Source organism: Pseudoalteromonas luteoviolacea H33-S, assembly GCF_001625695.1.
Classification (GTDB): Bacteria; Pseudomonadota; Gammaproteobacteria; order Enterobacterales; family Alteromonadaceae; genus Pseudoalteromonas; species Pseudoalteromonas luteoviolacea_B.
Window position 1 is genome coordinate 25,366 of record NZ_AUXY01000052.1, and the last position, 24,987, is coordinate 50,352.

A 24,987-nucleotide genomic window follows, 5' to 3' on the forward strand; every position below is an offset into this window, starting at 1 on the left:
CTAGTCTACCTGCTCTGAAAACTCGCTTGGCGCACTGGCTTCATCGTTAGCGAGTAAAATATTAACCTTTTGTTCTGCTTGTTGAAGCTTTTGATTTGAAGCCTGAGCAAGTTTTATCCCTCTTTCAAACTGCTTTAAAGACTGCTCCAATGTAAGCTCACCGTGTTCCATTTCTTGAACAATCGATTCAAGCTCATTGACAGCTTCTTCAAAGTTCATATTTTCAGGTTTTTTAACTGCCATCTCTTTTTTACTCTCAAGCAAAGCATTAGGAGGGTAATTTTATTGCTTATAAAGATTGAGGTCAAAGCATCTGATAGACTTTTTGCGGCGTTAAGCTGTTAATATGATCTGATAGTTTTGGTTAATCCTCGCAATTTAAAGGCTTTTTAATATAATTGAATTAAGTTATTGCGAAACTTGCCGATAACACAACGTATAAGAATAACTGCGTGATATCTCACGAATAAATGCCTTTGGAGGGTGTGTGGATTTAGCAACCGTTATAGGTATCCTTGGTGCAATAGGCCTTATTGTTATGTCTATGGTACTCAGTAGTGATGGGCAACTTGCCATGTTTTACAATACGCCATCGGTTGTTATTGTATTTGGTGGTTCAATTTTTATTGTGTTGTCCAACTTTACACTTGCACAGTTTTTAGGCATTGGTAAGGTCGCCGGTAAGGCGTTTATGTTCAAAATTGAAACGCCTGAAGAGTTAATCGAAAAAGCAGTTGAGCTTGCTGACTCTGCGCGTAAAGGTGGGTTTCTTGCTTTAGAAGAGGCAGAAATTCCCAACCCGTTTATGCGAAAAGGTGTAGATATGTTAGTTGATGGTCATGATGCGGATGTTGTTAGGGCAACATTGCAAAAAGATATCGCCCTCACAGCTAATCGGCATGAAATGGGCGCGGGCTTGTTTAAGTCTCTTGCGGACATTGCCCCGGCAATGGGCATGATTGGTACACTTATTGGCCTTGTTGCCATGTTATCAAACATGGATGACCCCAAGGCCATCGGTCCTGCGATGGCGGTAGCACTTTTAACCACGCTATATGGTGCTTTTTTGGCAAACGTTGTGGCTATTCCAATTCAAGTAAAGCTTGAACTCAGAAAAGACGAAGAAGAAAGAAATCAACGCCTAATTTTAGATGCGATTTTGGGTATTCAAGATGGTCAGAACCCCAAAGTAATTGAAGGCATTTTGAAAAACTACCTACCAGAGTCTAAACGCGGTGATGGCGGTGAGGAGTAAATAATGTCAGATGAGAACGAATGTAAATGCCCGCCCCCAGGGCTGCCTGCATGGATGGGGACGTTTGCTGATCTGATGTCACTGCTGATGTGCTTCTTCGTTCTATTATTGGCGTTTTCAGAGATGGATGTTCTGAAATTTAAGCAAATTGCTGGTTCAATGAAATTTGCGTTTGGTGTACAAAATAAAATCGAAGTAAAAGATATTCCGAAAGGGACCAGTGTCATCGCTATGGAGTTTACCCCAGGTAAACCAGAGCCAACTCCGATTGAAACGATTCAACAACAGACAGTTGAAATGACACAGCAAATGCTAGAGTTTCAGGCTGGAGAAGAAAGTTCTGCTGGTGGTCGTCAAGAGCAGCGCGGTAACAAACGCGGTGGTGAATCTGCAAGTACAGCGCAAGAACAATCTATGACACAAGCGGTCTCTGCGGCAGATCAGGAACAAGTTAACGAGCTGGTTAAAAAGATTTCTCAGCAGCTAGAAAAGCAAATAATGGATGGGGCAATTGAATTAGAATCACTTGGCCAGCAAATTATTATCAGGATCCAAGAGAATGGTTCTTTTCCATCTGGAAGTGCTTTTTTACAACCTAAGTTCAAACCTGTGATCCATGATATTGCTGAACTACTCAAGGATGTTCCAGGAGAAATCACTGTGTCTGGACACACCGATGACTTTCAAGTTTCCAATGAACTGTATTTCAATAACTGGGATTTATCGGCGACTCGTGCAGTTGCAGTAGCCAGTGAGATGCAAACAGTTAGCGGTTTCGATAAAAACCGAATGGTAGTAGTTGGTCATGCAGACACTCGGCCTTTAGTACCAAATGCGAATGACACTGATAGAAAACGCAATCGCCGGGTAGAGATATCAATTTTACAAGGGAAAGCAAAAGAGTCCGATCCTATTGAAGTTAGAAGGGAAACTAACTAGAAAAGTTGCGTCAAAGCGCAATTTGGGCTACCGTATATTTGCTTTAACTTTTCAAAAATTTAAGGGAGATCTAAGATGTCTAAACTATATAAGTTTGCTGATATGCCAGGTGGTAACGGTTCTGGTAGTGATAACGGTGGCGAAGAGGAAAAGTAGTCATTTAGAACCGACAAAGTTGAATAAATCAAATTGAATACGTCTGATTTTGTTGATTATCTGAACAGCGTTGCGTTTCACAAGGCTTTTATTTCTGTTCTAGATGATTCATTGACTTTAATAGCGTTTTTGGCCTGTATTTTGTATGTTTTTTTACAAGATAAACAGGCCTTACGCTACTCAGCGCTATGCCTTGCATTTTGGGTCATTGGCGCATTTACTTTTCAACCAATCGTTAACTTTGATGATGCGAAAATTTATCGCTATATTCTCTGGGCGCTAAACGATGTTATATTTATTGCTATTGTTGCGTATTGGGCCTTAAAAGATAAAATGTACATGTGGCAAAGCATTATGGTCCAGTTAGTTGTCTTGCCAGCCCCTATTCTTCAGTTATTCCGTTTAGTCGATAGACATTTGATGGATTTAAGTTACTCCACTTATTTATACAAATCAGTACTACCAATCGTAAATACAGTTACTATAGTGCTATGTTTTGTTCCGCTGCTATGGCATTTTGGGCAAAAGCTCAAATGGAAAGACAGTTCCCTTAAGAGCTAATATAGTTTTATATTGCGTGTCGCTTTATAAATTTATGCCTGTAATTTGCAAATCAGCACTCATTTCAGAGAATTTTACTAATCCAGATACCTCAACTGAGGTTTTGTTACCTCTTTGATCTGGAAGTGCAACTTTAGTTGAATCAAATTTGCAGCTTTCTAATCTAATATCTTGGCTAAAGCCTGCTGAAAGACAGTAGGTTTCAGTGTTTTTACCGATAATTTGTGTTTCGCAATATGACGGTTGCAAGGTCGCTAAAGCTATATCTGAAACTTTTTTTAAACTAAGTGTGATGTCAAACTCTGTTTGGTCGCAGTTTAAAGCGACAGGGTTTAAATTAGTTTGTAGATCGCCAAATGTGATTAAGTTATTGTCTTTGTTTCGATGGTGAATGGTCAGGTTAACATTTTCTAGTGGCTGCGTTATTCGCTCAGGTTTGCCTTTAGAACGCCAATCTTTCAGTGAAGCAATATCAGGCAAATTGGTCTGAAATTTAAACTCGGGTGCATAGTAGTACAATTCACCCTTTTTAAATGATGCATTGTCTTCACCGTCCCAAACTTCTGCGCTAATTGAGCCAAAAACGCTGGCTGCCAACAAGCAAAGTGTTTTATCAGAAGAAATGGTATGCGTTGCACTGAGAGAGCGGTTATCAGCATAAAATCTGAATTCAGGCTTAGATTGTAGGCGACTTCCTTCAACTTGCCAGAAGACGCTGGAAAACTCGAATTTATTGAGTGAGCGTTCTGTATAAAAATCAGAGCCGCAATTTTGCCCAGGACTTTTCGCTGTGGGTGGGTTAGATTGTGCTGGGCTCGTTTTTTCTAGTGGTTGTTCATTTTCGCTTCCACATGCCGTCAGTAGTAATAATGGCACGATTGCTAATGTAACCTTATTCATAATCAACTCCTTGGTAAGTTCGTCAATTATATTCATAGCTAGGCTTTAAAAGCGATGTTTGAATTGTAAAAAGTAGTAGAGTATGAGTTACATATCGCCCTAGGTTAAGCTGAGAGCTTAATCTAGGGCTGTTGATTAGGTGTTAGCCTAAAGCTGGGATTAAGCCAAACATTTGTAGCCCCTGGGCTGAGATGATAAGCACACCACATAAACCCGCGCAAATGAGACCAAGATTACCGCCTTGTACTTGATAGCCTGCATTTTGATTTTTTCGCTGCTGCCACACCATGGCAACAGGCAAGAAGACTGCCAAAACAACCAATGCAATGGCTGCATAGCCTAGCGCTACGATAAACCCTTGCGGATAGAATAACGCAAAGCCCAGCGGTGGTGTAAACGTGATTAAGGCTGTTTTCACTCTATCTCGCCCAGAGCCTTGCTGCTTAAACGCATCGGCGAAAAAGTCAAATAAACCAAGGCTCACACCTAGAAACGAGGTCGCAAGAGCAAGATCAGCAAAAACGGTAACGAAGGTATGTACTTGGCTACTGTGCGCAATATTGGAAATTGCAGTGACAAAACCCGGTAAACCTTCACTTTGTGCTAAGGCCTCTTGATCCATGACACCTTGGCTTAATAGCTGCCAAAAGATGTATATAACTAATGGTAAAGAGGCACCAGCAATCATCACGCGGCGCAATGTCTTAATGTCTAAGCCTACGTATTTGACTATCGAAGGAATTGAGCCATGAAAGCCAAATGAAGTAAAAATAACAGGGATAGCAGATAGAATAAGACCTTGCTCCATTGGCATATTGAGCAAATGCTGTCCATGGACATAAGGAGTAAGTACGAAGAATAAGCTGGCCAGTACAATAATTTTGATTGTGAATAGTACGCGGTTGAGTTTGTCGACAGTACTTGTGCCGAGCGCGACGATTGTCGCCACTATGAGTGCTAGCACTACTGAACCGACTTGTGGCGCGATATTCATACCTGTTGCAGCAGAGAGCTTTTCTTGTAGTTGGGCACCGCCACCGGCAATATAAGCCGCGCATAATGCATAAAACAGAAATACCATCGAAAAATTTGCGATGTATTGGCCTTTTTTACCAAGGATCTGTTTTGCTAGTGTATTGAGTGTGGCTTCTTTATTTGCGAATTGATGAACTTCGAGCATAAGAAGGGCGGTGTAGGTCATTAGCAACCAAGTTGCGATGATCAAAATAAGTGACGTTGAAAATCCAAGTCCTGCTGATGCGATAGGCAATGCAAGCATGCCTGCGCCAATCGTTGTACCAGCAACGATGAGCATGCTGCCTAGCATTTTATTATTAAGCACAAATTGCCCCTATATTTGTGAGAGAAACAGGCACAATATACCGCTCTGCTAAAAATTGAAATAGTTTTGCTGCAAATCAAAGTGAAAGTTTGTAATTTATGTCTTACAAAGGTTAATTTTGTTTACGGATAATGCAATGAGCTTGTTTCAAAAAGTGTCAATTATCATCAAGTTGGCCTTGATAAGTCGCAGAGCATAAAAAAGCCAGCATACGCTGGCTTTTCAATATATCGTTTTAGATGCGTCAGTTACGCATCGTCTTCAACGAGAGTCATCAGTGATGTATTACCACCAGATGCGGTCGTATCGATACTGATTGTTTTCTCAGTGACTAGGCGACCTAGTAGGGTATCGTAGTACTCAGCGCTGATCACCGGCAAGATAGCGCCACTGCGTGCAGCAAGCTGTGTGCTGACATAGCCTTTACGTTCACAATCGCTACTAACCACAGCACCTGCTAGGTGTTCATGGGCTAAGATTGCAGGCAGCTGGTTTAGCTTAGCAACCTGTAGTACGCCTTCAGAAATGCCGCAGCTCAATAACTTATCTCTAAACGCGATAGCTTCTTCATGGAACAAGTCAGAGACAACCGTGATAACAGTGTTACCTGCTGCCAGAGCAGTGATCACAGAGAGCACCCAGAAGTTGAAAGACGTTTCTTTGTCTGCGTAACACACTACACAGCCGCGTGATTCATAGCGCAGTGTATTTGACTCGCCTGTTGGTCCTGGCAACTCAATTACTGTATCTAAACGCTTTTCAACACGGATAAGTTGCTCACGAGCATCGGCTAATGTTTTATTCAAATCATCAGCAAATGTATCTAGGAGCTCTACTTTAGCCAGTTTAGCCAATAGCTGACGTACCGCAGAAACACGGTTGTTCAGTGGCATTGCACGCCAAGCTTTCTCATCACGCTTAGATAGCGACATCATGCGTGATGCCTGCTCTTGCGCACCTTGGTAAGCTGTGATCTCTTCGTTATCTACTTTAACGTTAGTCGCTTGGGTATTCTGCTCTGCTTGGTTTTCTTTTACCAAACGGGCAATATAGTTTGGACCACCTGCTTTTGGCCCTGTACCAGATAGGCCACGACCACCGAACGGCTGCACACCTACTACGGCACCGATCATGTTACGGTTGACATAGATGTTACCGGCGCGAGATAGCTTAGCGAGATATTCTGCTCGCTCTTCAATGCGTGTGTGGATACCCATTGTCAGACCAAAGCCTGTGCTGTTGACTTGGTCAATCACATTGTCGATATCACTGCCTTTAAAGCGGATCACGTGTACACATGGACCGAATACTTCTTTTTTCAGCACTGACAGGTCGCTGATCTCGTATAAGCGCGGTGCAAAGAAGAAGTGACCGTTATCACCCATATCTGGTAATGAACACTCATGATGCAGAGTTGCATTACCTTTTAGGTACTCAACGTGCTCATTGAGTGCATTTAAAGCTCTCTGGTCAATCACTGGGCCCACATCAGTAGAAAGGTGTGCAGGATCGCCAATGTGTAGCTCTTGCATTGCGCCTTTGATCATGTTGATCACTTTGTCTGCAATTTCTTCTTGTATAAATAGTACTCGTAGTGCAGAACAGCGCTGACCAGCACTTTGGAAACCTGAAGAGATAACGTCATCAACAACCTGCTCAGGCAGTGCTGTTGAGTCAACGATCATACAGTTTTGACCACCCGTTTCGGCGATCAGTGGTACTTGATCGCCACCGCGCTCAGCCAAGGTTTGTGAAATACGTGTGCCCGTTTCAGTCGAACCTGTGAACATCACTGTTTGGATGCGTGTATCTGGAACGATGTGCTTACCAACTTCACTACCGCGAGCGATAACAGGCTGTACGATGCCTTGTGGTAAACCGACTTCTTCCATTAGCTCAATGGTGCGAAGCGCAACTAGTGATGTTTGCTCAGCAGGTTTTGCGATAACCGTATTACCAGTAACGATAGCTGCAGCAACCTGACCTAGGAAGATAGCCAGTGGGAAGTTCCAAGGGCTGATACATAAGATCACACCGCGTGGGCTAAAGCGCTCATCCAGTGCAAGTTCTTCTGCTTTTGCTGCGTAGTAACGGCAAAAATCAACGGCTTCACGGACTTCATCGATGCCATCTTGAGTGATTTTGCCCGCTTCTTTGATACACATCGCAATCAGCTCGTCACGATGAAGTTCTAATATATCACCAGTACGACGCAGAATTTCTGCACGTTCGCTCACTGACGTTTGTGACCAAGTGGCAAAAGCAGCTTCTGCGCTTGCAACCAGTTGTTGCATCTCTTGTGCGTCTTGGTGGCGGATAGAACCAACAACTTCGCTGTGATTTGCTGGGTTCAATACTGCTTCGTGGCCTTCAGGTACATCCGCTGCAGTGATCAGGTTGTCATCAACCCACTTTTGTAAGTTGTCACGCATTGGCGTGATGTGGTTGATGTTGGTTAAATCTAACCCTTTAGAGTTGTTGCGCTCTTCGCCATATAGGTCGATAGGCATGGTGATCTGCATGTTACGCTTGTGCTTAACACGTTGGATCTTTTCAACCGGATCTTCAAGTAGTGACTCAACAGGCATCGACTCATCAACAATCGCGTTTACGAATGATGAGTTTGCACCGTTTTCAAGTAAACGACGCACAAGGTAAGCAAGTAAGTCTTCGTGGTGGCCAACCGGTGCGTATACGCGACACTGTACTTTATCTTCTGTTACAACTTGGTTGTACAGTGAGTCACCCATACCGTGTAGACACTGGAACTCAAAGTTATTGAATTCGCCATTGGCAAGTTCAAGGATAGTCGCCGCAGAATAGGCGTTGTGTGTTGCAAACTGAGGGAAGATCACATCACGTGCGTTCATCAGTTTGATAGCACATGCTTTATATGAAACATCAGTCGTTGCTTTACGTGTAAATACAGGGAAGTCTTCAAGACCATCAGTTTGCGTCAGCTTAACTTCAGTATCCCAGTAAGCCCCTTTTACAAGACGAACCATCATCTTGCGACCAACGCGACGACATAGGGCTTCAAGCCAGTCAATCACCCAAATAGCACGTTTTTGGTATGCTTGTACCGCAAGACCAAAGCCATTCCAGTTGCCCAGCGCATCATCAGAGAATACCGCTTCAATGATATCGAGTGAGATATCTAAACGGTCAGCTTCTTCCGCATCTACTGTGAAGTTAATGTCATATTGCTTTGCAGCAAGTGCCAGTTCTTTAAGCTTAGGCACAATTTCAGCCATGACACGGTCACGGTGCGAAAACTCATAACGAGGGTGGATAGCGGATAGTTTGACAGAAATACCTGGGCTTTTAATTGGGCCACGACCGTTAGCTGCTTTACCAATCACGTGAATAGCTGTCATGTAGCTGTTGAAGTAACGCTCGGCGTCAGCCATAGTACGTGCGCCTTCACCTAGCATATCGTATGAGTATGCGTAGCCCGTAGCTTCTTTCTTTTTGGCGCGCTCAAGTGCCGCTTCAATCGTGGTGCCCATAACAAATTGCTGGCCCATGATCTTCATTGCATATTGCACTGACTTACGAATTGCAGGTTCACCAATGCGGCCCATAGTACGCTTTAGCAAACCAAATTGCGTTTCTTTAGTCTTATCTGCATAGTTAACCATTTTACCGGTTAGTAGTAGGCCCCAGCTCGACGCATTTACGAATAGTGAGTCACTATTGCCTAAGTGCGAGCTCCAGTCACCTTTGCTAAGTTTATCGCGAATTAACATGTCTTGCGTTTGAGCATCAGGCACACGTAATAGTGCTTCAGCCAAACACATGAGTACAACACCTTCTTCAGAAGACAGTGAGTACTCCTCTAGTAATGCGTCTACACCATCTTGACCTTGTTGGTCATTACGGATGTTTAATACCATCTGACGAGCACGTTCCCATGCGCGAGTACGGGCAGCAACACCGACCTCAGCCAATGGTAAAATGTGATCGATAACAGTTTCTTCATCAATGCGGTAGAAGTCACGGATCTTTTGACGGATCGGACACTGGGTTGTTAAGTCGCCTTGAAATAGCATAGGTTAAACCCTCTATTGAAAACCTAAATACTACAGAAAGCATAGCCTAAGGCTGTGATTGCTTTCTTGCCTCATTATTAAAATGAACGCTGCGTAATTTTGCGGTGGTTAAATTTTAGCCCCTTTGCTCGTAGAAACAAATTTCATAAAGAAGGGACATCCATAATAATTTCCGAGCATTGTATAGATAGAGCAGCAGAATGTGCTGTCTTATTTTTTTGAATTACGGTAAATTTGAGGGAGATTAGACCTTCTTGCAGAATTTTATACTGTATGACCACTTCAATAAAAACGCGTATTTTAGATAGGATCGACCATGCAATTTTAGATGAATTGCAAAAAAATGGCCGAATTTCAAATGTTAACTTAGCCAAAGCTGTCAATTTAAGTCCCAGTCCCTGCTTAGATAGGGTTAAGAAGCTAGAGTCAGAGGGCTATATAGAAGGTTACACTGCAATATTAAATGCTGAGAAGCTCGGGCAGCAGTTGGTCGCACATGTTGAGATCACACTCAAAAGTTCAACAGAGTCAGTATTCGAAACCTTTAAACAGCATGTTTTAGAGATCCCCCACGTGGTTGCATGTGACATGGTCGCTGGTGGGTTCGACTATTTATTAAAAATTCGGGTTTCTGATATGCATCAGTATCGTGAGGTGCTTGGTCAAATTGTCGAAATACCGGGTGTTGGCACAAACCATACATATATGGTGATTGAGCATGTTAAACAAGATGTGGGTGTGACCATTTTACCTAAAAGCTAACATCTTTTTAGTGTTGACCATGTATTGGAAACATACTGTTTTATGCCTTTTTTAGAACTAATATAATGAAATAACATTAGTTTTTTTGTTTTATTTGAATCATGTTTTTGCAAAGAAATACATTACAAGGCATTACAAATAGCGTGTTTTTCATAATTCCTTAACCTAGATCAATAAAAGGTTAATTTGTGTAAACTTGTGGTTTTTATTGGCAGTTTTTTACCCTAGGCTGACATGAAATTTAGTAGCGAAAGGTAAAACAATGACAACAGCGACGCGTACAAAGGATATTACGCCTTTAGACTCAATCACATTTAAAATCCTCATAGATGACCAACCTATTACCGCTTGTGAAGGCGAAACAGTCCTCTCAGTATTGCAGGCGGCAGACGTTAAGCAAGTATGTGAAAACGACAGAAAAGTCGTCACGGGCGGGTATTGTGCAATGGGCGTATGCCATTGCTGTCATGTAAAGGTGAATAAACGATACAAGCAAAGAGCCTGTCAGACCCTAGTTGAACCCAATATGCAGGTCGAAACTTTAAGTAATCGGTTTAAAGATGTGGGGATTGATCATGAAAAAGTCTAATCCTGTTGTGATTGTGGGTGGGGGGCCTTCTGGTACGGCCGCAGCAGCCATGCTTGGAAAGTACCAAATCCCATCTATTATCATTGATGAGACCTCTAAAATCGGCGGAGTTATCTACCGTGGACCACTTAGAAATACAGCCACACTGCCGCATTTGGACGATAATTTACAGCGCGCTATGAGTGCTTTGCGCACTCGTTATGAAAAGCATAAATCGTTCATTGAACTCAAGTTACAAACTCGTGTACTGGGGCCTGAAGGTGATCAGCATTTATTATTGAGTGAAGGCGGGGGGCTGACCACGTTAGAGCACAATGAACTGATCTTAGCTACGGGTTGTCATGAGCGCAGTGTCCCTTTTCCTGGCTGGCAGTTACCTGGGGTCATGTTACTGGGCGGTGTGCAATTACAAATCAAAAGTGGTCTGGTAAAGCCAGGCAGTAAAATGGCTTTATTGGGCACGGGTCCACTATTACCCTTAGTGGCGTGTCAGCTGCATAAAGCGGGTGTTGATGTCGTGGGTGTTTACGAAGCGAGCGCCTTTAACAAACTCGCCAAAGAAGCGGTGGCCTTATTACACAAGCCAAAACTGACACTCAATGGCCTAAGCATGATGAGCTACTTGAAAAAGCATCAAATTCTTTTTCACTACGGTTACGGCATTGTCAGCGCACAAGGAGATAAATATCTAGAGCAAGTGTCAGTCGCGCCCTATGATGACCAGTGGCGCCCTGATAGGAGTCAGGCCAAGCCATTAGACGTGGATGCGATTGGTGTCGGCTATGGTTTTGTTGCACGCACTCAATTGGCTATGTTACTCGGTATTGAACATGATTATTCTAAAGTAAGTGGTTACATACCTAAACTTGATGATAATTATCAAAGTAGTCAAAAAAATACGTATGTGGTTGGTGATAGCAGTGGCTTGCTGGGGGCAGATGCTGCGATTTGTGAAGGGCAGATAGCGGCGCTCAACATTGTGCATCAACGTGGCCTGCTAGACAGTGCGACTATGGAAAAAGAAAGGCGCAAAATAGAGCGCAAACATGCGCGTATCAAGCGTTTTCGATTTGGCTTTGACCGCTTTAGTGCGCGTCAAACGGGGTTATTGGATTTGCCTCAAGACGATACGGTTGTGTGTCGTTGTGAGCAAGCAACTAAAAAGCAGCTGACTGATGCCATCGCTGAGGGTGTGAAAGACTTAACAACACTGAAAATGCGTACTCGGATTGGTATGGGTGACTGTCAGGGGAAAACATGCAGTAGCTATGCCCTTGATTTACTCCATCAGGCCGGACATGACAAAAATACCGGGGTAATAAAACCTCGATTCCCGCTTGATCCTATCCCTTTTACTTTTATGGAAGAAACGCTAAATGAACAAGTATGATGTTGTAATTGCTGGTGGCGGTGCTGTAGGCGCTGCGTGTGCTTATTTTTTAAGTCGTGATACAGACTTGAAGATTGCGTTGGTTGATTTAAAAAAGTCTGGAAATGCATCCAGAGCATCTGCGGGTGGATTATGGGCCATCGGTGAGTCGGTAGGACTTGGCTGTGGTGTTATATTTTTTAAAACCTTGTCCAAACTGCACAGTGAGGCCAAAGGTGAAGAAGTGCCAACCATGCGTCCGCACCAATTACCAGATTGTTTTTTTGAATTTGCACTCAAATCCAATGATATGTACCCAGATTTATATGAAGAACTGCGTACCAAGCATGATGTAGATTTTAAATTTGAACGCACTGGGCTTAAGTTTATTATGTATAACCGTGAAGATGAGTTGTACGCCGACCAAATTGTCAGTGGTATTCCCCATTTAAGTGACCAGATCCGTTGGTTAGATGCAGAGCAGTTAAAATCTGAGGAGCCTTATGTTACGCCAGATGCCATTGGCGCCATAGACTTTATTTGCGATCACCAAGTGAATCCATATCGTTTGGTTGAAGCATATACTGAAGCTGCAAGGCAAAATGGCGTTGAGCTGTTCTTAAATACTGAAATACAGTCAGTATTGAAAGAGGGAAATCGAGTGGTGGGGCTGAAAACTGCCTCGGGAGATTTACATTGTGACACGCTCGTTAATGCAACGGGGGCATGGGCTAATGAGCTGTATAAGCAGGCGACAGGTAAAGATATGCCTGTTTATCCAGTTAAAGGGCAAATTGTCTTATCAGAGCGCATGCCAAAAATTATGAATGGCTGTATCAGCACCAGTGATTGTTATATCGCGCAAAAAGACAATGGGGAGATTTTGATAGGCTCGTCCACGGAAGAAAAAGGCTTCGATACCACCAATAGCCTAGATAAGATCCAAGAATTGTCCCGTGGGGCGATGAAGTGCTTACCGATTCTCAATGAGTCTAACATCAAGCGTTGTTGGGCTGGCCTTAGACCGGGCACACCAGATGAGTTGCCTATTTTGGGTAAAGTGTCTGGTGTGGAAGGGTATCTTAATGCTTGTGGCCATTTCAGGACGGGGATTTTGACGTCGGCCATTACAGGTAAATTGATAACCGAACTCGTCACCGAACAACCAACTTCGATTGATTTGACCCCGTTTAATGTCAGTCGTTTTGATAACGATCCCACATAACTAAACTTACCTTTTTGATGACTCATACCGCTGTGTGAGTCATTTATTCATCTATTTACATTTTGTGACGATTTTTCAGTTTAATTTGGTGGGTATTTTTGTGCTTTTTATCGCATCAACCTGACTTTATGAGTGAAATTGTTATCATGTAACAGTCAAATTTATATACGAGATAATAATGAAAATTAAGCACTTGTTTGCAGCGATGGCTGCTGTGCTTGGGCCGCTAGCAAGCCCTTTAGCGAGCGCCTACAGCACTGAAGATACCCGTTTATTACGATTCCCTGATATCCATAAAGAGCATGTTACTTTTGTGTACTCTGGCGATATCTATGTTGCGAATACAAATACAGGCAAAAGCACGCGTTTAACGGATCATGTTGGTTTCGAAACCTTCCCTAAGTTTTCACCTGACGGTGAAAAAATTGCCTTTGCCGCTGAATATAACGGTAGCCGCCAAATCTATGTGATTAATCGTGATGGCTCAGGTCTAAAGCAACTGACTTATTATAATGATGTCGGCCCTATGCCGCCTCGTGGTGGTTTTGATTACCGCGTTTTAGACTGGACACCAGATGGCAAGCATATTGTTTTCCGTGCCAACCGTACACCTTGGGGCAAACGCATGGGCCGCCCTTATATGGTGCCGGTAGAAGGCGGTTTAGAGCAGCCACTTGCAATTCCTGAAGGTGGCGGCGGTATGCTGTCGGGTGATGGTAGTAAGTTTGTCTACACGCCAATTGATCGTGAGTTCCGTACTTGGAAGCGCTCACGCGGTGGTCGTGCACAAGATGTGTGGGTCTATGATTTAGACAAGAATACGTCTAAGCAATTAACGACACACCGTGCAACTGATCAGCAGCCAACTTGGGTGAATGACAGCATTTACTTCGTCTCTGATAGAGATTACACACTGAACCTTTACAAATATCGTGAAGGCAAAAAGCCAGTCAAGATGACGGACCATAAAGAGTTTGATGTATTGTGGCCATCAGCAGGTCCTGACTCAATCGTTTATGAAAACGGTGGTTATTTATATCGCTTCAATGAAGCAAATAAAATGAACGAAAAACTGACTATCAATGTCGATGGTGTACGTAAGTCAGCACTGCCTTACACTAAGAATGTGAGCAAGTTCATTGATTCAATGGATATCTCACACGATGGCAAACGAGCGGTATTTACAGCCCGTGGTGAGATTTTCTCTGTACCGGTGAAAAATGGCCCTACACGTAATTTGTCACATACACCAGCTGGCCGTGAAATCGCAGCAACTTGGTCGCCAAATGCGCGTTATGTCGCTTACTTAAGTGATGCAACGGGCGAGTATGAGATCTATATAAAAGATCGTGCCAATAACAATGCAGTGAAGCAGTTAACTAACAATGGCACAATTTGGCGTTTTGACCCTATCTGGTCACCAGACAATACCAAGCTATTATTTGCAGATAAAGACCATATTATTTGGTGGTTGGATGTTGAAAGCGGTGAGCTACACAAGATTGACCGTGGTCTGCACGATGAGCGCAGCATTACACAATATACCTGGTCACCAAACAGCAAAGATTTAGTCTTTGTTAAGAATAACGAAAATCGTTATTCATCACTATGGCACTATAACGTTGAGTCTAAGAAATTAAGCCGCTTAACAGATGATATGACGTCTGAGTCAAATCCAACATTCTCAGAAGATGGCCAGTACATTTACTTCACTTCTGAACGAGACTTTAATTTAGCATTTAGTTCGTATGAGTTTGATTATCTATTTAATAAAGCGACACGAATTTACTCGGTAGCGGTGAATGACAGCATTCAACCTATCAACACCTTACAAAGTGATGAAACACAAATAGTTGGTGACGATAAAGCGTCAGAAGAGAAGACAGAACTGGACACCAGCATTCAAGTTGATGGCTTTATGGAACGCGTCGTGTCATTACCTGCACCTGCGGGCAATTACTCATCACTGACCGGCGTTAAAGGCGGTGTGTTGACGCTGAGCGGCGGCGCTCTGAAGCTGGTTGAAAACAAGGTCGATGGCAAAGTAAAGACTGTCGCAAAAGGTGTCAGCGAGTATAAAGTCTCTGCAAACGGCGAGCATGTGATTGCACGTGCAGGCAGCAAGTACAGTGTGATCAAACCAAAAGCGAAGCAAGATCTGAAAGCGAATCAACTTGATCTTAGCAACATGAACCTGAAAATTGACCCACGTGTTGAGTGGTCACAAATGTACACCGAAGGTTGGCGTACGTTGCGTGATTGGTTCTATGACGCAAATCACCACGGTCAAGACTGGGATGCAATCTTGAAGCGATATCAACCTATGGCCGACGCAGCAGCGCACCGCACAGATATTGATTATGTGTTGAGTGAAATTGCTGGTGAAATCAATGCGGGCCACATTTATGTGCAATCAGGTGATGAGCCAAAAGGCGAGCGTAAAAAGCATGGCTTGCTAGGTGCTGAAGTGGCAAGCCACCCTTCAGGTTTTGTCACGCTTAAGCATATCTTTAAAGGCGAAAACTGGCATGAAGACTTCCGCTCTCCACTGGGTGGGACAGGTGTGCGTGCAAGTGAAGGTGATTTCATCTTGGCGGTTAATGGTCGCAATGTGAATGAAGTCAGTAACTTTTATGAGTTACTTGAAAATACACAAGGCGAGCAAGTTGAGCTTATCCTGAGCAAATCAACAAGCTTTGACGATAGCTGGAAAGTAACCGTTAAGCCAGTGAAGAGCGAAATCGGTCTACGTTACTTACAGTGGGTTGAAACGCGTAAAGCTTATGTCGATGAGTTATCTGGCGGACGTATTGGCTATGTTCATTTGCCAAACACGGCATACGAAGGTAACCGTTCGATGTTCAAGAACTTTATGCCGCAAACAACCAAAGATGCGCTGATCATTGATGACCGCTACAACGGCGGTGGTTTTATCCCTGAGCACGTGATCACTTGGTTAGCACGCAAGCCGCTTAACTATTGGAAGCGTCGTGGTGTAACACCAACAAAAACACCTCAGTTTGCTCATGATGGACCAAAAGCCATGCTGATCAATGGCTACTCAAGTTCAGGTGGCGATGCTATTCCTTACTACTTCCGTCAAGCGGGTCTAGGTAAGTTGATCGGGACTCGTACTTGGGGTGGCTTAATTGGTATCTCGGGTAACCCATACTTAGTTGACGGTGGTCAGGTAATTGCGGCGACATTCCGTATTCTTGACAATGATGGCAACTGGATCATTGAAAATGAAGGGGTTGTCCCAGATATCGAAGTGATTGATCGTCCAGAGCTTATTCAAGCAGGTAAAGATCCGTCAGTTGAGCGTGCGGTGAAAGAGCTATTAAAAGAGCTTGATGAAAACCCTAAAAAGAAACTTGTTGTGCCACCAGCACCGACTAAGTTTATTGACTAAATAAATGCACTGTTAAAAAGGAGCTGAAAGGCTCCTTTTTTTATTTTTTGTAACATGACGAAAAGCCTACTCACAGGTATTCTGTTCCATTGTGTGGTAATTTCAAGATTGATACTTAATAAAGCTCTAGGAAAATCCGATAAGGAACATTTATGAAGGTTGTATTGATCACGGGTGGCAGCCGAGGTATTGGCGCTGCAACGGCCAAAAAGCTTGCGCAGCAAGGGTATGCTGTTGCCATTAACTATAAATCAAATCACCAAGCTGCCGAGCAGGTACAAAATAATATTTTATCTACTGGTGGTAAAGCCGCGCTTTTTCAGGCGGATGTGAGTGATGAGCAACAAGTGGTTGAGCTGTTTCAAGCTGTGCAATCGCACTTTGGTCCAGTCACTCATTTAGTCAATAATGCCGGTGTCTTGACCCAGCAAATGCGGGTCGAAGAAATGACCGCTGAGCGCATTAATTGGATGCTGACGCAAAATGTCACGCCATATTTTATCTGTGCGCGTGAGGCGATTAAGCATATGCGTCAGAGTAATACGCTCAAGCAGTGTGCGATTGTGAATGTGTCATCGGCAGCATCTTATATAGGCGGTGCGAATGAGTACGTGGACTATGCTGCATCAAAAGGGGCCATCGATAGCTTTACGAGAGGCTTATCTTTGGAACTGGCAGCAGAGGGAATACGCGTGAATGGCGTTCGACCTGGATGTATTTATACCGATATTCATAAGGATGGCGGCGAGCCTAATCGCGTAGATAGAGTCGCTGATTTATTACCGCTAAAGCGCGGCGGTACATCAGAAGAAGTCGCTAACGCAATCGCCTGGCTGTTGAGCAGCGAAGCATCTTATGCGACAGGGACATTTATTGATTTGGCTGGTGGCAAATAGCCGCCGCCCGCTTGCCGTCGATTTATGTTTTTTGTGAGTAATAACTCCCCGGCTGGTAGTCGGTAATAAAAGAAATGATATCTTTATCGTCTTTTTTAAATGCTAAGTTTTCTTTTATTAAGTCTTCTTTATTAATTGTGCTGCCCATCTGTCCGGGTTTTAGTCCAAGTTGCTTGCCTAGTTGTTCCATCTCTTTTTGCATTTTTGGCAGAATGTCATTTTTTAACTGTGAAGCTGCTTGGGCGTATCTTGCTCTTTGTTCTGGCGTGTCAGATGTTTTAGCCAGCTGTTGGAACTCCTGTATGCTTCTTTTTGTGCCTTGTACGTCACCGACTCGACCATTGTAGCCAAAATAAATATCCATCAAACCCATACTAATCGTTTGCATCACGTTTTCCTTGTTAGCCTTACAGCTTATTTTTTTAAAATTTAGATGTTTCTTTTTATATAAAAGGTTTTTTACGTTTTGTTAGAGTAATAGTTGCCGGGTTGATAGTCGGTAATAAAAGAAATGATATCTTTGTTGTCTTTTTTAAATGCTAAGTTTTCTTTTATTAAGTCTTCTTTATTAATCGTATTACCCATCTGTCCGGGTTTTAGTCCAAGTTGTTTGCCTAATTGCTCCATTTCCTTTTGCATTTTAGGTAAAATTTCAGTCTGTACCTGAACGACAGCTTGTGAATATCGCTCTCTTTGTTCAGGCGTATCAGCTGTTTTTGCAAGCTGTTGGAACTCCTGTATATCTCTTTTCGCACCTTGTACGTCACCAACCCTGCCGTTGTAGCCAAAATAGATATCCATTAAACCGCCAGTAATTAGCTGCATTAAGTAGTCCTTTTTAAGATATAAAAATAATTGATATAAATTGCAGCAATAAATTTGCCAGTTTTATTTTTTGGTTGTTCAAGGTTGATTTTTTAAGAGGTGGTTTTTTGTTTTGTGACTGTTGCTTTTAAGTTGTGTTATATATGATTTTTTTTATTAAATTAAGCTGTTGGTTTTTTGATTTTATTTTGGTTTTCAGGATTGTGATTTTTTAAGTTTTTGTGTTTTATATTTTTTTAATGATTATTGTTTAATTAACGGTGATTTTTTAAGTCGTAGTAAGAATAAAAATATTTATAAACTGTGTGTTAACCATTGGCAAATAAGTATGTTTTATATACATTTTGATGTGAGAAAAGTGTTTCTCGGGTGTGAGTGGTGCATTAAAAAAGGATGTTTAAAAATGAAAAAAAGATATTTAATGGCAATTGCTGCCAGTGTTCTATCGTTTAACAGCTTTGCAAGCTCAGTCTCTTGTTATGTTGATACAATGGCTTATGACCAACCTCGTCAAGGCAATTGTTGGGGTGGCGAGCACTATCCAGGTTTTGCGCCAGCAGTTGTGTTTAAAGTAAACGCGTCCAAGCCAGTATCAAGAGTTGACTGGGTATTCAGTGGCCAATATAGCAATGTAAGAGGTGGCACATGTACTTCTACTAGTTGTATCGTCAACGTACACGGTGGCGAAGGTGAAGTAACTGGCTGTGTAAATAGAATCTATTATAAAGACTACACATGGGCCAATGTAAATTGGTGTGCTACGGCAACGTACTACTACAGTGATGGTGGTGTTCATTATTAACCTTCCCAGGTCCTAGCGCATAGCTGCTAGGGCCTATCTATATATAAAATAAACAAAAAGGAAATTTAAATATGAAAAAACGATACTTATTGGCAATTGCAGCCAGTGCTCTATCATTTAATAGCTTCGCTAGTTCAGTTTCTTGTTATGTTGATACAATGGCATTCGATGAGTACCGCGAAGGCAGTTGTTGGGGAGGGGAGCACTACCCAGGTTTTAGTCCCAATGTTGCATTTAAAGTTAATGCAGATAAGCCTGTTTCGAAAGTTGATTGGGTGTTCTCAGGTCGATATAGCAATGTAAGAGGTGGTACATGCAGCTCTACAACATGTTTAGTTGATGTCTACCAAGGTGAAGGTGAGGTTACAGCTTGCGTAAATAGAATTTACTATAAAGACTACACATGGAAAAAAGTAAACTGGTGTGCAAACGCTTTTTATTATTACACTGATGGTGGCATACCACATTAATTGCTTAAGAGCCCTTGTAAGATGATATGAGGGCTCGTTTGTTTTACTTTTGAGTCATTGCAATGAGAGCATTACTTTTACTTAACGCCTGAGAAACTGTATCACTAGCGCCTCTTTTTTCTATTACAAGCATATACTCTGTACCATACTTTTTACCTGCCTCAATGGCTTTCAAAATAGGCCCGAGCAAATAAGTATGTGAATCGTAAACCCAAATGGACTCCATGTGATTACCTGTACGTGTGCTTTTGTATTGTATTTCAAACTTTCCATACTTGGAGGCTATACCTGTGACAATACCACAGCATGTAAACACGGTAGCGTGTGTTGTAAATGTACCACTCATAGTGCATAAATCCACCAGAATATTTACAGCACTAGTTTTCATGTTTTTTCCTTAAACTTAATGGAAAGCAAGATGGTTGATAAAAAGGTTAGCCTGTAAGTATGAATGACTTATGTACGTTTGTTTTTCTTTTGCTTTCATTTTGTTTACACTTATTGTTGTTGCTGGTGGTGCCCAAGGAACTTGTAATAGTAACTGGTACTATGTAACTGGTTTTGGTTATCAGATACATAAAAGGGGATCTGGCCAACCTTAGTGTAGCCAATGGCTTGATAGAATAACTCTGCCTCATCTCCACTTTGGGTATCTAAAACCAATAATGTGCGTCTATTTTCCAATGCGCTTTGCTCTACGTGGCGCATTAATATTGTGGCGTAGCCACTTCGCTGTGCATCTGGGTGAACCAATAGCTTTTCGACTTCAGCTCTATGTTGACCATTTTCTTTCATACACAATGAAAGCTGCACCGTCGCAACTACGGCGTCCCCTTGATAGAGTATATAAAGCTTACGTTCTTTAGCAGCGATGGCTTTTGCTACCGAGTGCCAATATTGCTGTAGCAGGTCGGGATTGGCAGGCTTATAAAAGCCTAGAGAGGCGTCGTCTTCAATACAGGTAGAGAGTAGTTCGCATAGCTGATTATGGGTATTTAACCCTAAGGTTTCGAATTGTTTGATTTTCAGCATTTTAGCATCCCTTTTTGAGCTGTTCGATATTAGCCTCAAGGCAGGCAAGTTGCTGTAACAACTTTTCTCTTTGTTTGTGGAGCTTATTAAGCTGCTGCGCATGGGAGGTATTGTGTGCACGTACTGCACGATACAATGCTTGTTTTGATATTTGATAAGTCTCGGCTATGTCGCTAATACTTAATCCATGCTGACTCACCATATAAACGGCTTGCACCAGCCTTGGTGTGTTATTTAACAAGTTGGGTTCCATCATTGACTCTAATGTTATATTAAACTTTAGAATAAGAAAGAAGGGTGCCAATTAATTAAGTTGTTTAATTTCATGGTTTTAGGTTTAAATTACACGTATCAAATGCGCTAAGATAGGGCTGTATTTATGAAATTGCACCATTTTAAGGCACATATGAATAATGGGGTAAAGTAAAAGGCATTAAAAAAATGCCTTTTCCATTTTAGATGATAAGTAGCTTTTACTATTGGTAACCAACACCAATAGCAATAAGATACCGACTAAGATCCAAACGGGAGTATGACCATGCTGACTAAAAAAACTATGGCCGGATATCAGTTTTAAATCTGTACTGAGAGTGCCACTGGTGAATTGCGCAATGGTTACCTGTTGGTTTGAAATAGGGTCATATACACCACTAATGCCGTTATTGGTGACTCTCACCATCGGTCTTTGCAGCTCCAATGCACGCATTCTGGCGATTTGCATATGCTGATGTGGGCCATGTGAGTCGCCAAACCACGCATCATTACTCACGGTAAATAAAATGTCAGATGAGGCCGTATAGTTTCCTCTGACCAATTCGCTGAAAGCGATTTCGTAGCAAATTGCTGGCAATACATGAATGCCATTAGCAAGCAGGTTATTTTGCACCGCATCCCCGCGAGAAAATGACGACATGGGTAAATCAAATAGCGGCGCTAGGGGTCTGAGCAGGTCTTCAAAGGGCACAAACTCACCGATTGGTAACAACTGGTGCTTCTGATAGCGGTTTCTGTGCAAGTACTGATATTGCCCTTCGGTGTCATCTTGATGCTTTTTACCAAGCACTATCAGGGTATTGTATACATTGCGCGTGTCGAATTGGTAATCAGGGATCCCCGTGATCAAGGCAGTATTGTTAAAGGCGGCGGCTTTGTCTAAATTGACGAGGTAATCAAACGCATAATCTTCAATTTCTGGGATTGCGGCCTCTGGCCAAACAACCAAATCGACATCAGCCCAGTTTGGTCTGGTCATATCTTGATATTTAGACATGGTAGGCCAAAACTGTTCGGGCTCCCAACGTAGGCTTTGTTCTATGTTCCCTTGTACAAGTAAGGTTTTTAATTGCTTACCACTGTAATTGTTATCTGTGTTTTGCATCGACAACAAATAAGCGATACAAACAGGCACCATAGTGACGATGGCAGCTTTATATTGCTTGAAATTGATCAGCCAGTAGAGCGCATAGGCGATGATGATACACAATACGGTTAAGCCAAATTCACCTACCCAAGGTGCCAGTGTATTAAGCGGTGAGTCTGTGAGGGTATAACCAAAACTGAGCCATGGAAAACCTGTTAAGAGTGTGCCTCTTAAATATTCAGTGATAGCAAACCCACTAATTAAGAGGGCAAATCGCTGCCAAGGGTGTTTACTGTAGCGGGTAGCAAACGCAAATGCCAAAGCTGGATAAAGCGCTAAGTATGCACATAACATGGCCATTGCCATGAGCGACAGCACAATGGGTAGTCCACCGAACTGTGCAATAGACACATGCACCCAGCTAATACCCAGTGCAAACCAACCAAAGCCAAATAAAAAGCCGTATTTAGCAGCTTGCTTGGGGGAGGGTTGATCTGTCACATAAAAGGCAATGGCAAGGCAAACAAATGTCAGTGGCCAAAAGCTAAAGGGGGCGTATGCAAAAGTCAGTGCACAGCCTGCAATCAGTGCAAGCCATGCGTTTTTATCTTTTGCAAAAGAAAGGAGGTTATTCAGTGGTATCTTCAACATGCTCTGTTTTTGGAACAGTGACCTGAAGCTGTAATATACGGCGATTATCTGAGTTAGTTATTTTGAATTGCAGCGGTCCAACATCAATGGTTTCTCCTTTGCTTGGCATATGACCAAACGCATGTAGGATGATGCCACCAATAGTGTCAGCTTCTTGTGTATCAAAGTCTGTCTTAAAGAACTCATTAAACTCTTCAAGCGGCGTTAATGCTTGAACATTAAACACGTGCTTTGACAGCTGGCGAATATCTTGTTGCTCGTCTTCATCATCATGTTCATCCTCAATTTCACCTACAATGGTTTCAAGGATATCTTCGATAGTGACAAGACCCGAAACGCCGCCATATTCATCAATAACAATCGCCATATGGTAGCGTTTTTGTCTAAACTCGTTGAGTAAAGTGTCTACACGTTTACTTTCTGGTACTACAATAGCCGGACGCAAATACTCTTTAATCGCAGGTAGTGCACCATTTTGCTGCACTATCAGGGGTAAGAGATCTTTTGCAAGCAAAATACCTTCTACGTGGTCTTTGTCCTCGCAAACGACAGGAAAGCGAGAGTGACTAGACTCTACCATAGCAGGAAGTTGAGATTCCAAGTCTTGCTCAACATCTAGCGTTATCATCTGAGAGCGAGGGATCATGATATCGCGAACTTTAAGTTCAGAGACGCTCAGTACGCCTTCCATCATGTCTTTTGTCTCAGGGTCGATAAGTGCTCGTTCTTGAGCGTCAGCAATGACTTCTACCAACTCTTCTTTATTTTGGGGTTCCCCTTGCAGCATCTGAGTGATGCGTCCAAGCCAGTTTCTGCTAGAAGAACCCTGGCTACTTTGCGAGTTATCGTCGCTCATTGTAGTTCTTTACTCCACTTAGTTAATATCATCACGATATGGGTCTGCAATGCCCAGATCGGCTAAAAATTCTTTTTCTAGACTTTCCATTTCCATGGCGTCTTGTTCATTTATATGGTCAAAGCCCAACAAATGCAAGCACCCATGTATGACCATATGTGCAAAATGATCGTGGAAAGTTTTTTCTTGTTCCTGAGCCTCACGAAAAACCACCTGAGGACAGATAATTAAGTCACCGACTAAAGGCAATTCAATGCCTGGCGGTGCTTCAAAGGGAAAAGACAACACATTAGTTGGTTTGTCTTTTCCACGGTATTGACTGTTAAGCTCTTGGCTCTCCGCCTCGTCAGCAATGCGAATTGTCACTTCGGCGTATTCTCTATACGGCAAAAGTGCTTTTTCGGCCCAACTTTGAAATTGCTGTTCATTGGGTAAATTGTCAAACTCACAGGCGAGCTGTAAATCTACATCGACACTCATGATTCTGGGCCTTGTTGTTCAGCAGCTTGCTGTTTCGCTTTTTGCTTAGCGACTTTTTCTTGACGCTCTTGCTCTTCTTTAGCTTCATAGGCTTCCACAATTCGTGCCACAACTGGGTGACGAACGACATCGTGGGATTTAAAGAAGTTAAATGAAATCTCATCGACATTGCTGAGTACTTCAATGGCATGACGAAGGCCAGAACGCGCGCCCCTAGGTAAGTCGACCTGTGTAATATCACCGGTGATCACGGCTTTTGAATTAAAACCAATACGCGTTAGGAACATTTTCATCTGTTCTGTGGTGGTGTTTTGGCTTTCATCTAAAATGATAAAGGCATCGTTCAAAGTTCTACCACGCATGTATGCCAGCGGTGCTACTTCTATGACATTTTTTTCAATTAAGCGTTCAACTTTTTCAAAGCCAAGCATCTCAAATAGCGCGTCATACAAAGGACGTAAGTATGGATCGATTTTTTGCGTTAAATCACCTGGTAAAAATCCCAGTTTTTCGCCGGCTTCAACCGCTGGACGCGTCAGTAGAATACGTCTGATCTCCTGCCTTTCAAGCGCATCAACCGCAGCAGCAACGGCAAGGTACGTTTTACCTGTGCCTGCAGGACCAATACCAAAGCTGATGTCGTGAGTTAAGATATTTGCCACATATTGGCTTTGATTTGGGTTACGCGGTTTGACAACACCACGGCGAGTTTTAATGAAAACTTCTTTTTCCCATACATTCGGGGCATCTTGTTCTAGGCAATTTGCTTCGGTGATGGCGAGGTGGACATTGTCTGGCTCTATGTCTTTGGCTTTGCCTTTCACTGGCTGAGTATCAACATACAGAGACTTTATAATATCAACAGCTGCTTTTGCTGTAACTTGATTACCCGTGACTTTAAACCAGTTATCTCTGTGTGCGACTTCGACACCTAGACGGCGTTCTATTTGTTTTAGATTATCGTCAAAAGGGCCACAAAGAGAAGAGAGACGGTTGTTGTCGGCAGGTTCTAGATAAAACTCAATATTTTTTACTTGATTGCTCAAAATGACT

Annotated in this window: 24 protein-coding genes; 11 read left to right on the plus strand and 13 right to left on the minus strand. The window is 42.6% G+C overall.

The window, feature by feature from the left end; translation table 11 throughout:
- Window positions 1–243 carry an exodeoxyribonuclease VII small subunit gene (gene xseB, locus N477_RS04620; protein WP_063363177.1) on the minus strand — a complete coding sequence of 81 codons (243 nt, stop codon included), beginning with the start codon at window positions 241–243 and terminating at the stop codon, window positions 1–3.
- A gap of 244 nt (window positions 244–487) precedes the next feature.
- Here xseB and pomA point away from each other — a divergent pair, with 244 nt between their 5' ends.
- The 3 genes from pomA (at window position 488) to N477_RS04635 (ending at window position 2,911) form a co-directional block, all read left to right on the plus strand.
- Complete coding sequence (gene pomA / locus N477_RS04625) at window positions 488–1,255, plus strand: flagellar motor protein PomA (protein ID WP_063363178.1); 768 nt, start codon at window positions 488–490, stop codon at window positions 1,253–1,255.
- 3 nt (window positions 1,256–1,258) lie between these two features.
- Window positions 1,259–2,194, plus strand: coding sequence for a flagellar motor protein MotB (locus N477_RS04630; RefSeq protein ID WP_063363179.1), 936 nt, complete (start codon window positions 1,259–1,261; stop codon window positions 2,192–2,194).
- A gap of 189 nt (window positions 2,195–2,383) precedes the next feature.
- On the plus strand, window positions 2,384–2,911 hold the full coding sequence (locus tag N477_RS04635) for a hypothetical protein (RefSeq protein ID WP_231098136.1): 528 nt from the start codon (window positions 2,384–2,386) through the stop codon (window positions 2,909–2,911).
- 24 nt (window positions 2,912–2,935) lie between these two features.
- Here the strand turns inward: N477_RS04635 and N477_RS04640 are convergent, their stop codons facing one another.
- From N477_RS04640 to putA, 3 genes are all read right to left on the minus strand, one after another.
- Window positions 2,936–3,811 (minus strand): hypothetical protein, encoded by an 876-nt coding sequence (locus N477_RS04640; protein WP_063363180.1) that lies wholly within the window; start codon window positions 3,809–3,811, stop codon window positions 2,936–2,938.
- A gap of 142 nt (window positions 3,812–3,953) precedes the next feature.
- Window positions 3,954–5,153 (minus strand): aromatic amino acid transport family protein, encoded by a 1,200-nt coding sequence (locus tag N477_RS04645; protein ID WP_063363181.1) that lies wholly within the window; start codon window positions 5,151–5,153, stop codon window positions 3,954–3,956.
- Between the two features lie 248 nt (window positions 5,154–5,401).
- The gene (gene putA / locus N477_RS04650) at window positions 5,402–9,205 is read right to left on the minus strand and encodes a bifunctional proline dehydrogenase/L-glutamate gamma-semialdehyde dehydrogenase PutA (protein WP_063363182.1); all 3,804 of its coding nucleotides are present in this window, start codon (window positions 9,203–9,205) and stop codon (window positions 5,402–5,404) included.
- Between the two features lie 273 nt (window positions 9,206–9,478).
- On the opposite strand from putA, the gene N477_RS04655 reads away from it, so the two are divergent.
- The 6 genes from N477_RS04655 (at window position 9,479) to N477_RS04680 (ending at window position 17,458) form a co-directional block, all read left to right on the plus strand.
- Window positions 9,479–9,967 (plus strand): winged helix-turn-helix transcriptional regulator, encoded by a 489-nt coding sequence (locus N477_RS04655; protein ID WP_063363183.1) that lies wholly within the window; start codon window positions 9,479–9,481, stop codon window positions 9,965–9,967.
- Between the two features lie 262 nt (window positions 9,968–10,229).
- Entirely contained in the window at window positions 10,230–10,556 is a 327-nt protein-coding gene (locus N477_RS04660; RefSeq protein WP_063363184.1) for a 2Fe-2S iron-sulfur cluster-binding protein, read from the plus strand.
- Window positions 10,543–11,946 (plus strand): NAD(P)/FAD-dependent oxidoreductase, encoded by a 1,404-nt coding sequence (locus tag N477_RS04665; RefSeq protein WP_063363185.1) that lies wholly within the window; start codon window positions 10,543–10,545, stop codon window positions 11,944–11,946. The genes N477_RS04660 and N477_RS04665 overlap by 14 nt, the downstream gene beginning before the upstream one ends.
- Entirely contained in the window at window positions 11,933–13,150 is a 1,218-nt protein-coding gene (locus N477_RS04670; RefSeq protein WP_063363186.1) for an NAD(P)/FAD-dependent oxidoreductase, read from the plus strand. The genes N477_RS04665 and N477_RS04670 overlap by 14 nt, the downstream gene beginning before the upstream one ends.
- A 178-nt stretch (window positions 13,151–13,328) precedes the next feature.
- The gene (locus tag N477_RS04675; RefSeq protein ID WP_063363187.1) at window positions 13,329–16,562 is read left to right on the plus strand and encodes a S41 family peptidase; all 3,234 of its coding nucleotides are present in this window, start codon (window positions 13,329–13,331) and stop codon (window positions 16,560–16,562) included.
- Window positions 16,563–16,714: 152 nt separating this feature from the next.
- Window positions 16,715–17,458 carry an SDR family oxidoreductase gene (locus tag N477_RS04680; protein ID WP_063363188.1) on the plus strand — a complete coding sequence of 248 codons (744 nt, stop codon included), beginning with the start codon at window positions 16,715–16,717 and terminating at the stop codon, window positions 17,456–17,458.
- Between the two features lie 22 nt (window positions 17,459–17,480).
- Here the strand turns inward: N477_RS04680 and N477_RS04685 are convergent, their stop codons facing one another.
- Both N477_RS04685 and N477_RS04690 read right to left on the minus strand, forming a co-directional pair.
- Window positions 17,481–17,846, minus strand: a complete 366-nt coding sequence (locus N477_RS04685; RefSeq protein ID WP_063363189.1) for a hypothetical protein — start codon at window positions 17,844–17,846, stop codon at window positions 17,481–17,483.
- A 71-nt stretch (window positions 17,847–17,917) separates the two neighbouring features.
- Entirely contained in the window at window positions 17,918–18,283 is a 366-nt protein-coding gene (locus tag N477_RS04690; RefSeq protein ID WP_063363190.1) for a hypothetical protein, read from the minus strand.
- 403 nt (window positions 18,284–18,686) lie between these two features.
- Between N477_RS04690 and N477_RS04695 the strand changes: the two genes are divergently transcribed.
- Together N477_RS04695 and N477_RS04700 are read left to right on the plus strand one after the other, a co-directional pair.
- Window positions 18,687–19,085 carry a hypothetical protein gene (locus tag N477_RS04695; RefSeq protein WP_063363191.1) on the plus strand — a complete coding sequence of 133 codons (399 nt, stop codon included), beginning with the start codon at window positions 18,687–18,689 and terminating at the stop codon, window positions 19,083–19,085.
- 71 nt (window positions 19,086–19,156) lie between these two features.
- The gene (locus tag N477_RS04700; protein WP_063363192.1) at window positions 19,157–19,555 is read left to right on the plus strand and encodes a hypothetical protein; all 399 of its coding nucleotides are present in this window, start codon (window positions 19,157–19,159) and stop codon (window positions 19,553–19,555) included.
- A 43-nt stretch (window positions 19,556–19,598) separates the two neighbouring features.
- Here the strand turns inward: N477_RS04700 and N477_RS04705 are convergent, their stop codons facing one another.
- The 7 genes from N477_RS04705 to N477_RS04735 form a co-directional block, all read right to left on the minus strand.
- The gene (locus N477_RS04705; protein ID WP_063363193.1) at window positions 19,599–19,943 is read right to left on the minus strand and encodes a hypothetical protein; all 345 of its coding nucleotides are present in this window, start codon (window positions 19,941–19,943) and stop codon (window positions 19,599–19,601) included.
- Between the two features lie 110 nt (window positions 19,944–20,053).
- Window positions 20,054–20,587 carry a GNAT family N-acetyltransferase gene (locus N477_RS04710; protein ID WP_196760579.1) on the minus strand — a complete coding sequence of 178 codons (534 nt, stop codon included), beginning with the start codon at window positions 20,585–20,587 and terminating at the stop codon, window positions 20,054–20,056.
- A gap of 1 nt (window position 20,588) precedes the next feature.
- The gene (locus N477_RS26250) at window positions 20,589–20,828 is read right to left on the minus strand and encodes a helix-turn-helix domain-containing protein (protein ID WP_196760580.1); all 240 of its coding nucleotides are present in this window, start codon (window positions 20,826–20,828) and stop codon (window positions 20,589–20,591) included.
- Window positions 20,829–21,020: 192 nt separating this feature from the next.
- On the minus strand, window positions 21,021–22,598 hold the full coding sequence (gene lnt / locus N477_RS04720) for an apolipoprotein N-acyltransferase (protein ID WP_063363195.1): 1,578 nt from the start codon (window positions 22,596–22,598) through the stop codon (window positions 21,021–21,023).
- Complete coding sequence (gene corC / locus N477_RS04725; RefSeq protein ID WP_063363196.1) at window positions 22,576–23,454, minus strand: CNNM family magnesium/cobalt transport protein CorC; 879 nt, start codon at window positions 23,452–23,454, stop codon at window positions 22,576–22,578. The genes lnt and corC overlap by 23 nt, the downstream gene beginning before the upstream one ends.
- An 18-nt stretch (window positions 23,455–23,472) precedes the next feature.
- Window positions 23,473–23,934, minus strand: coding sequence for an rRNA maturation RNase YbeY (ybeY, locus tag N477_RS04730; protein WP_063363197.1), 462 nt, complete (start codon window positions 23,932–23,934; stop codon window positions 23,473–23,475).
- The gene (locus tag N477_RS04735) at window positions 23,931–24,980 is read right to left on the minus strand and encodes a PhoH family protein (RefSeq protein WP_039608383.1); all 1,050 of its coding nucleotides are present in this window, start codon (window positions 24,978–24,980) and stop codon (window positions 23,931–23,933) included. Before N477_RS04735 ends, ybeY begins: the two co-directional genes overlap by 4 nt.
- Between the last annotated feature and the right edge of the window lie 7 nt (window positions 24,981–24,987).

Coding starts and splice junctions, on each gene's coding strand:
- N477_RS04690 (WP_063363190.1), bottom strand. CDS start 18,283: ATGCAGCTAATTACTGGCGGTTTAATGGATATCTATTTTGGCTACAAC.
- ybeY (WP_063363197.1), bottom strand. CDS start 23,934: ATGAGTGTCGATGTAGATTTACAGCTCGCCTGTGAGTTTGACAATTTA.
- N477_RS04680 (WP_063363188.1), top strand. CDS start 16,715: ATGAAGGTTGTATTGATCACGGGTGGCAGCCGAGGTATTGGCGCTGCA.
- corC (WP_063363196.1), bottom strand. CDS start 23,454: ATGAGCGACGATAACTCGCAAAGTAGCCAGGGTTCTTCTAGCAGAAAC.
- N477_RS04630 (WP_063363179.1), top strand. CDS start 1,259: ATGTCAGATGAGAACGAATGTAAATGCCCGCCCCCAGGGCTGCCTGCA.
- N477_RS04700 (WP_063363192.1), top strand. CDS start 19,157: ATGAAAAAACGATACTTATTGGCAATTGCAGCCAGTGCTCTATCATTT.
- N477_RS04685 (WP_063363189.1), bottom strand. CDS start 17,846: ATGCAAACGATTAGTATGGGTTTGATGGATATTTATTTTGGCTACAAT.
- putA (WP_063363182.1), bottom strand. CDS start 9,205: ATGCTATTTCAAGGCGACTTAACAACCCAGTGTCCGATCCGTCAAAAG.
- N477_RS04670 (WP_063363186.1), top strand. CDS start 11,933: ATGAACAAGTATGATGTTGTAATTGCTGGTGGCGGTGCTGTAGGCGCT.
- xseB (WP_063363177.1), bottom strand. CDS start 243: ATGGCAGTTAAAAAACCTGAAAATATGAACTTTGAAGAAGCTGTCAAT.
- N477_RS04710 (WP_196760579.1), bottom strand. CDS start 20,587: ATGCTGAAAATCAAACAATTCGAAACCTTAGGGTTAAATACCCATAAT.
- N477_RS04705 (WP_063363193.1), bottom strand. CDS start 19,943: ATGAAAACTAGTGCTGTAAATATTCTGGTGGATTTATGCACTATGAGT.
- N477_RS04675 (WP_063363187.1), top strand. CDS start 13,329: ATGAAAATTAAGCACTTGTTTGCAGCGATGGCTGCTGTGCTTGGGCCG.
- N477_RS04660 (WP_063363184.1), top strand. CDS start 10,230: ATGACAACAGCGACGCGTACAAAGGATATTACGCCTTTAGACTCAATC.
- N477_RS04665 (WP_063363185.1), top strand. CDS start 10,543: ATGAAAAAGTCTAATCCTGTTGTGATTGTGGGTGGGGGGCCTTCTGGT.
- N477_RS04655 (WP_063363183.1), top strand. CDS start 9,479: ATGACCACTTCAATAAAAACGCGTATTTTAGATAGGATCGACCATGCA.
- lnt (WP_063363195.1), bottom strand. CDS start 22,598: ATGTTGAAGATACCACTGAATAACCTCCTTTCTTTTGCAAAAGATAAA.
- N477_RS04640 (WP_063363180.1), bottom strand. CDS start 3,811: ATGAATAAGGTTACATTAGCAATCGTGCCATTATTACTACTGACGGCA.
- N477_RS04695 (WP_063363191.1), top strand. CDS start 18,687: ATGAAAAAAAGATATTTAATGGCAATTGCTGCCAGTGTTCTATCGTTT.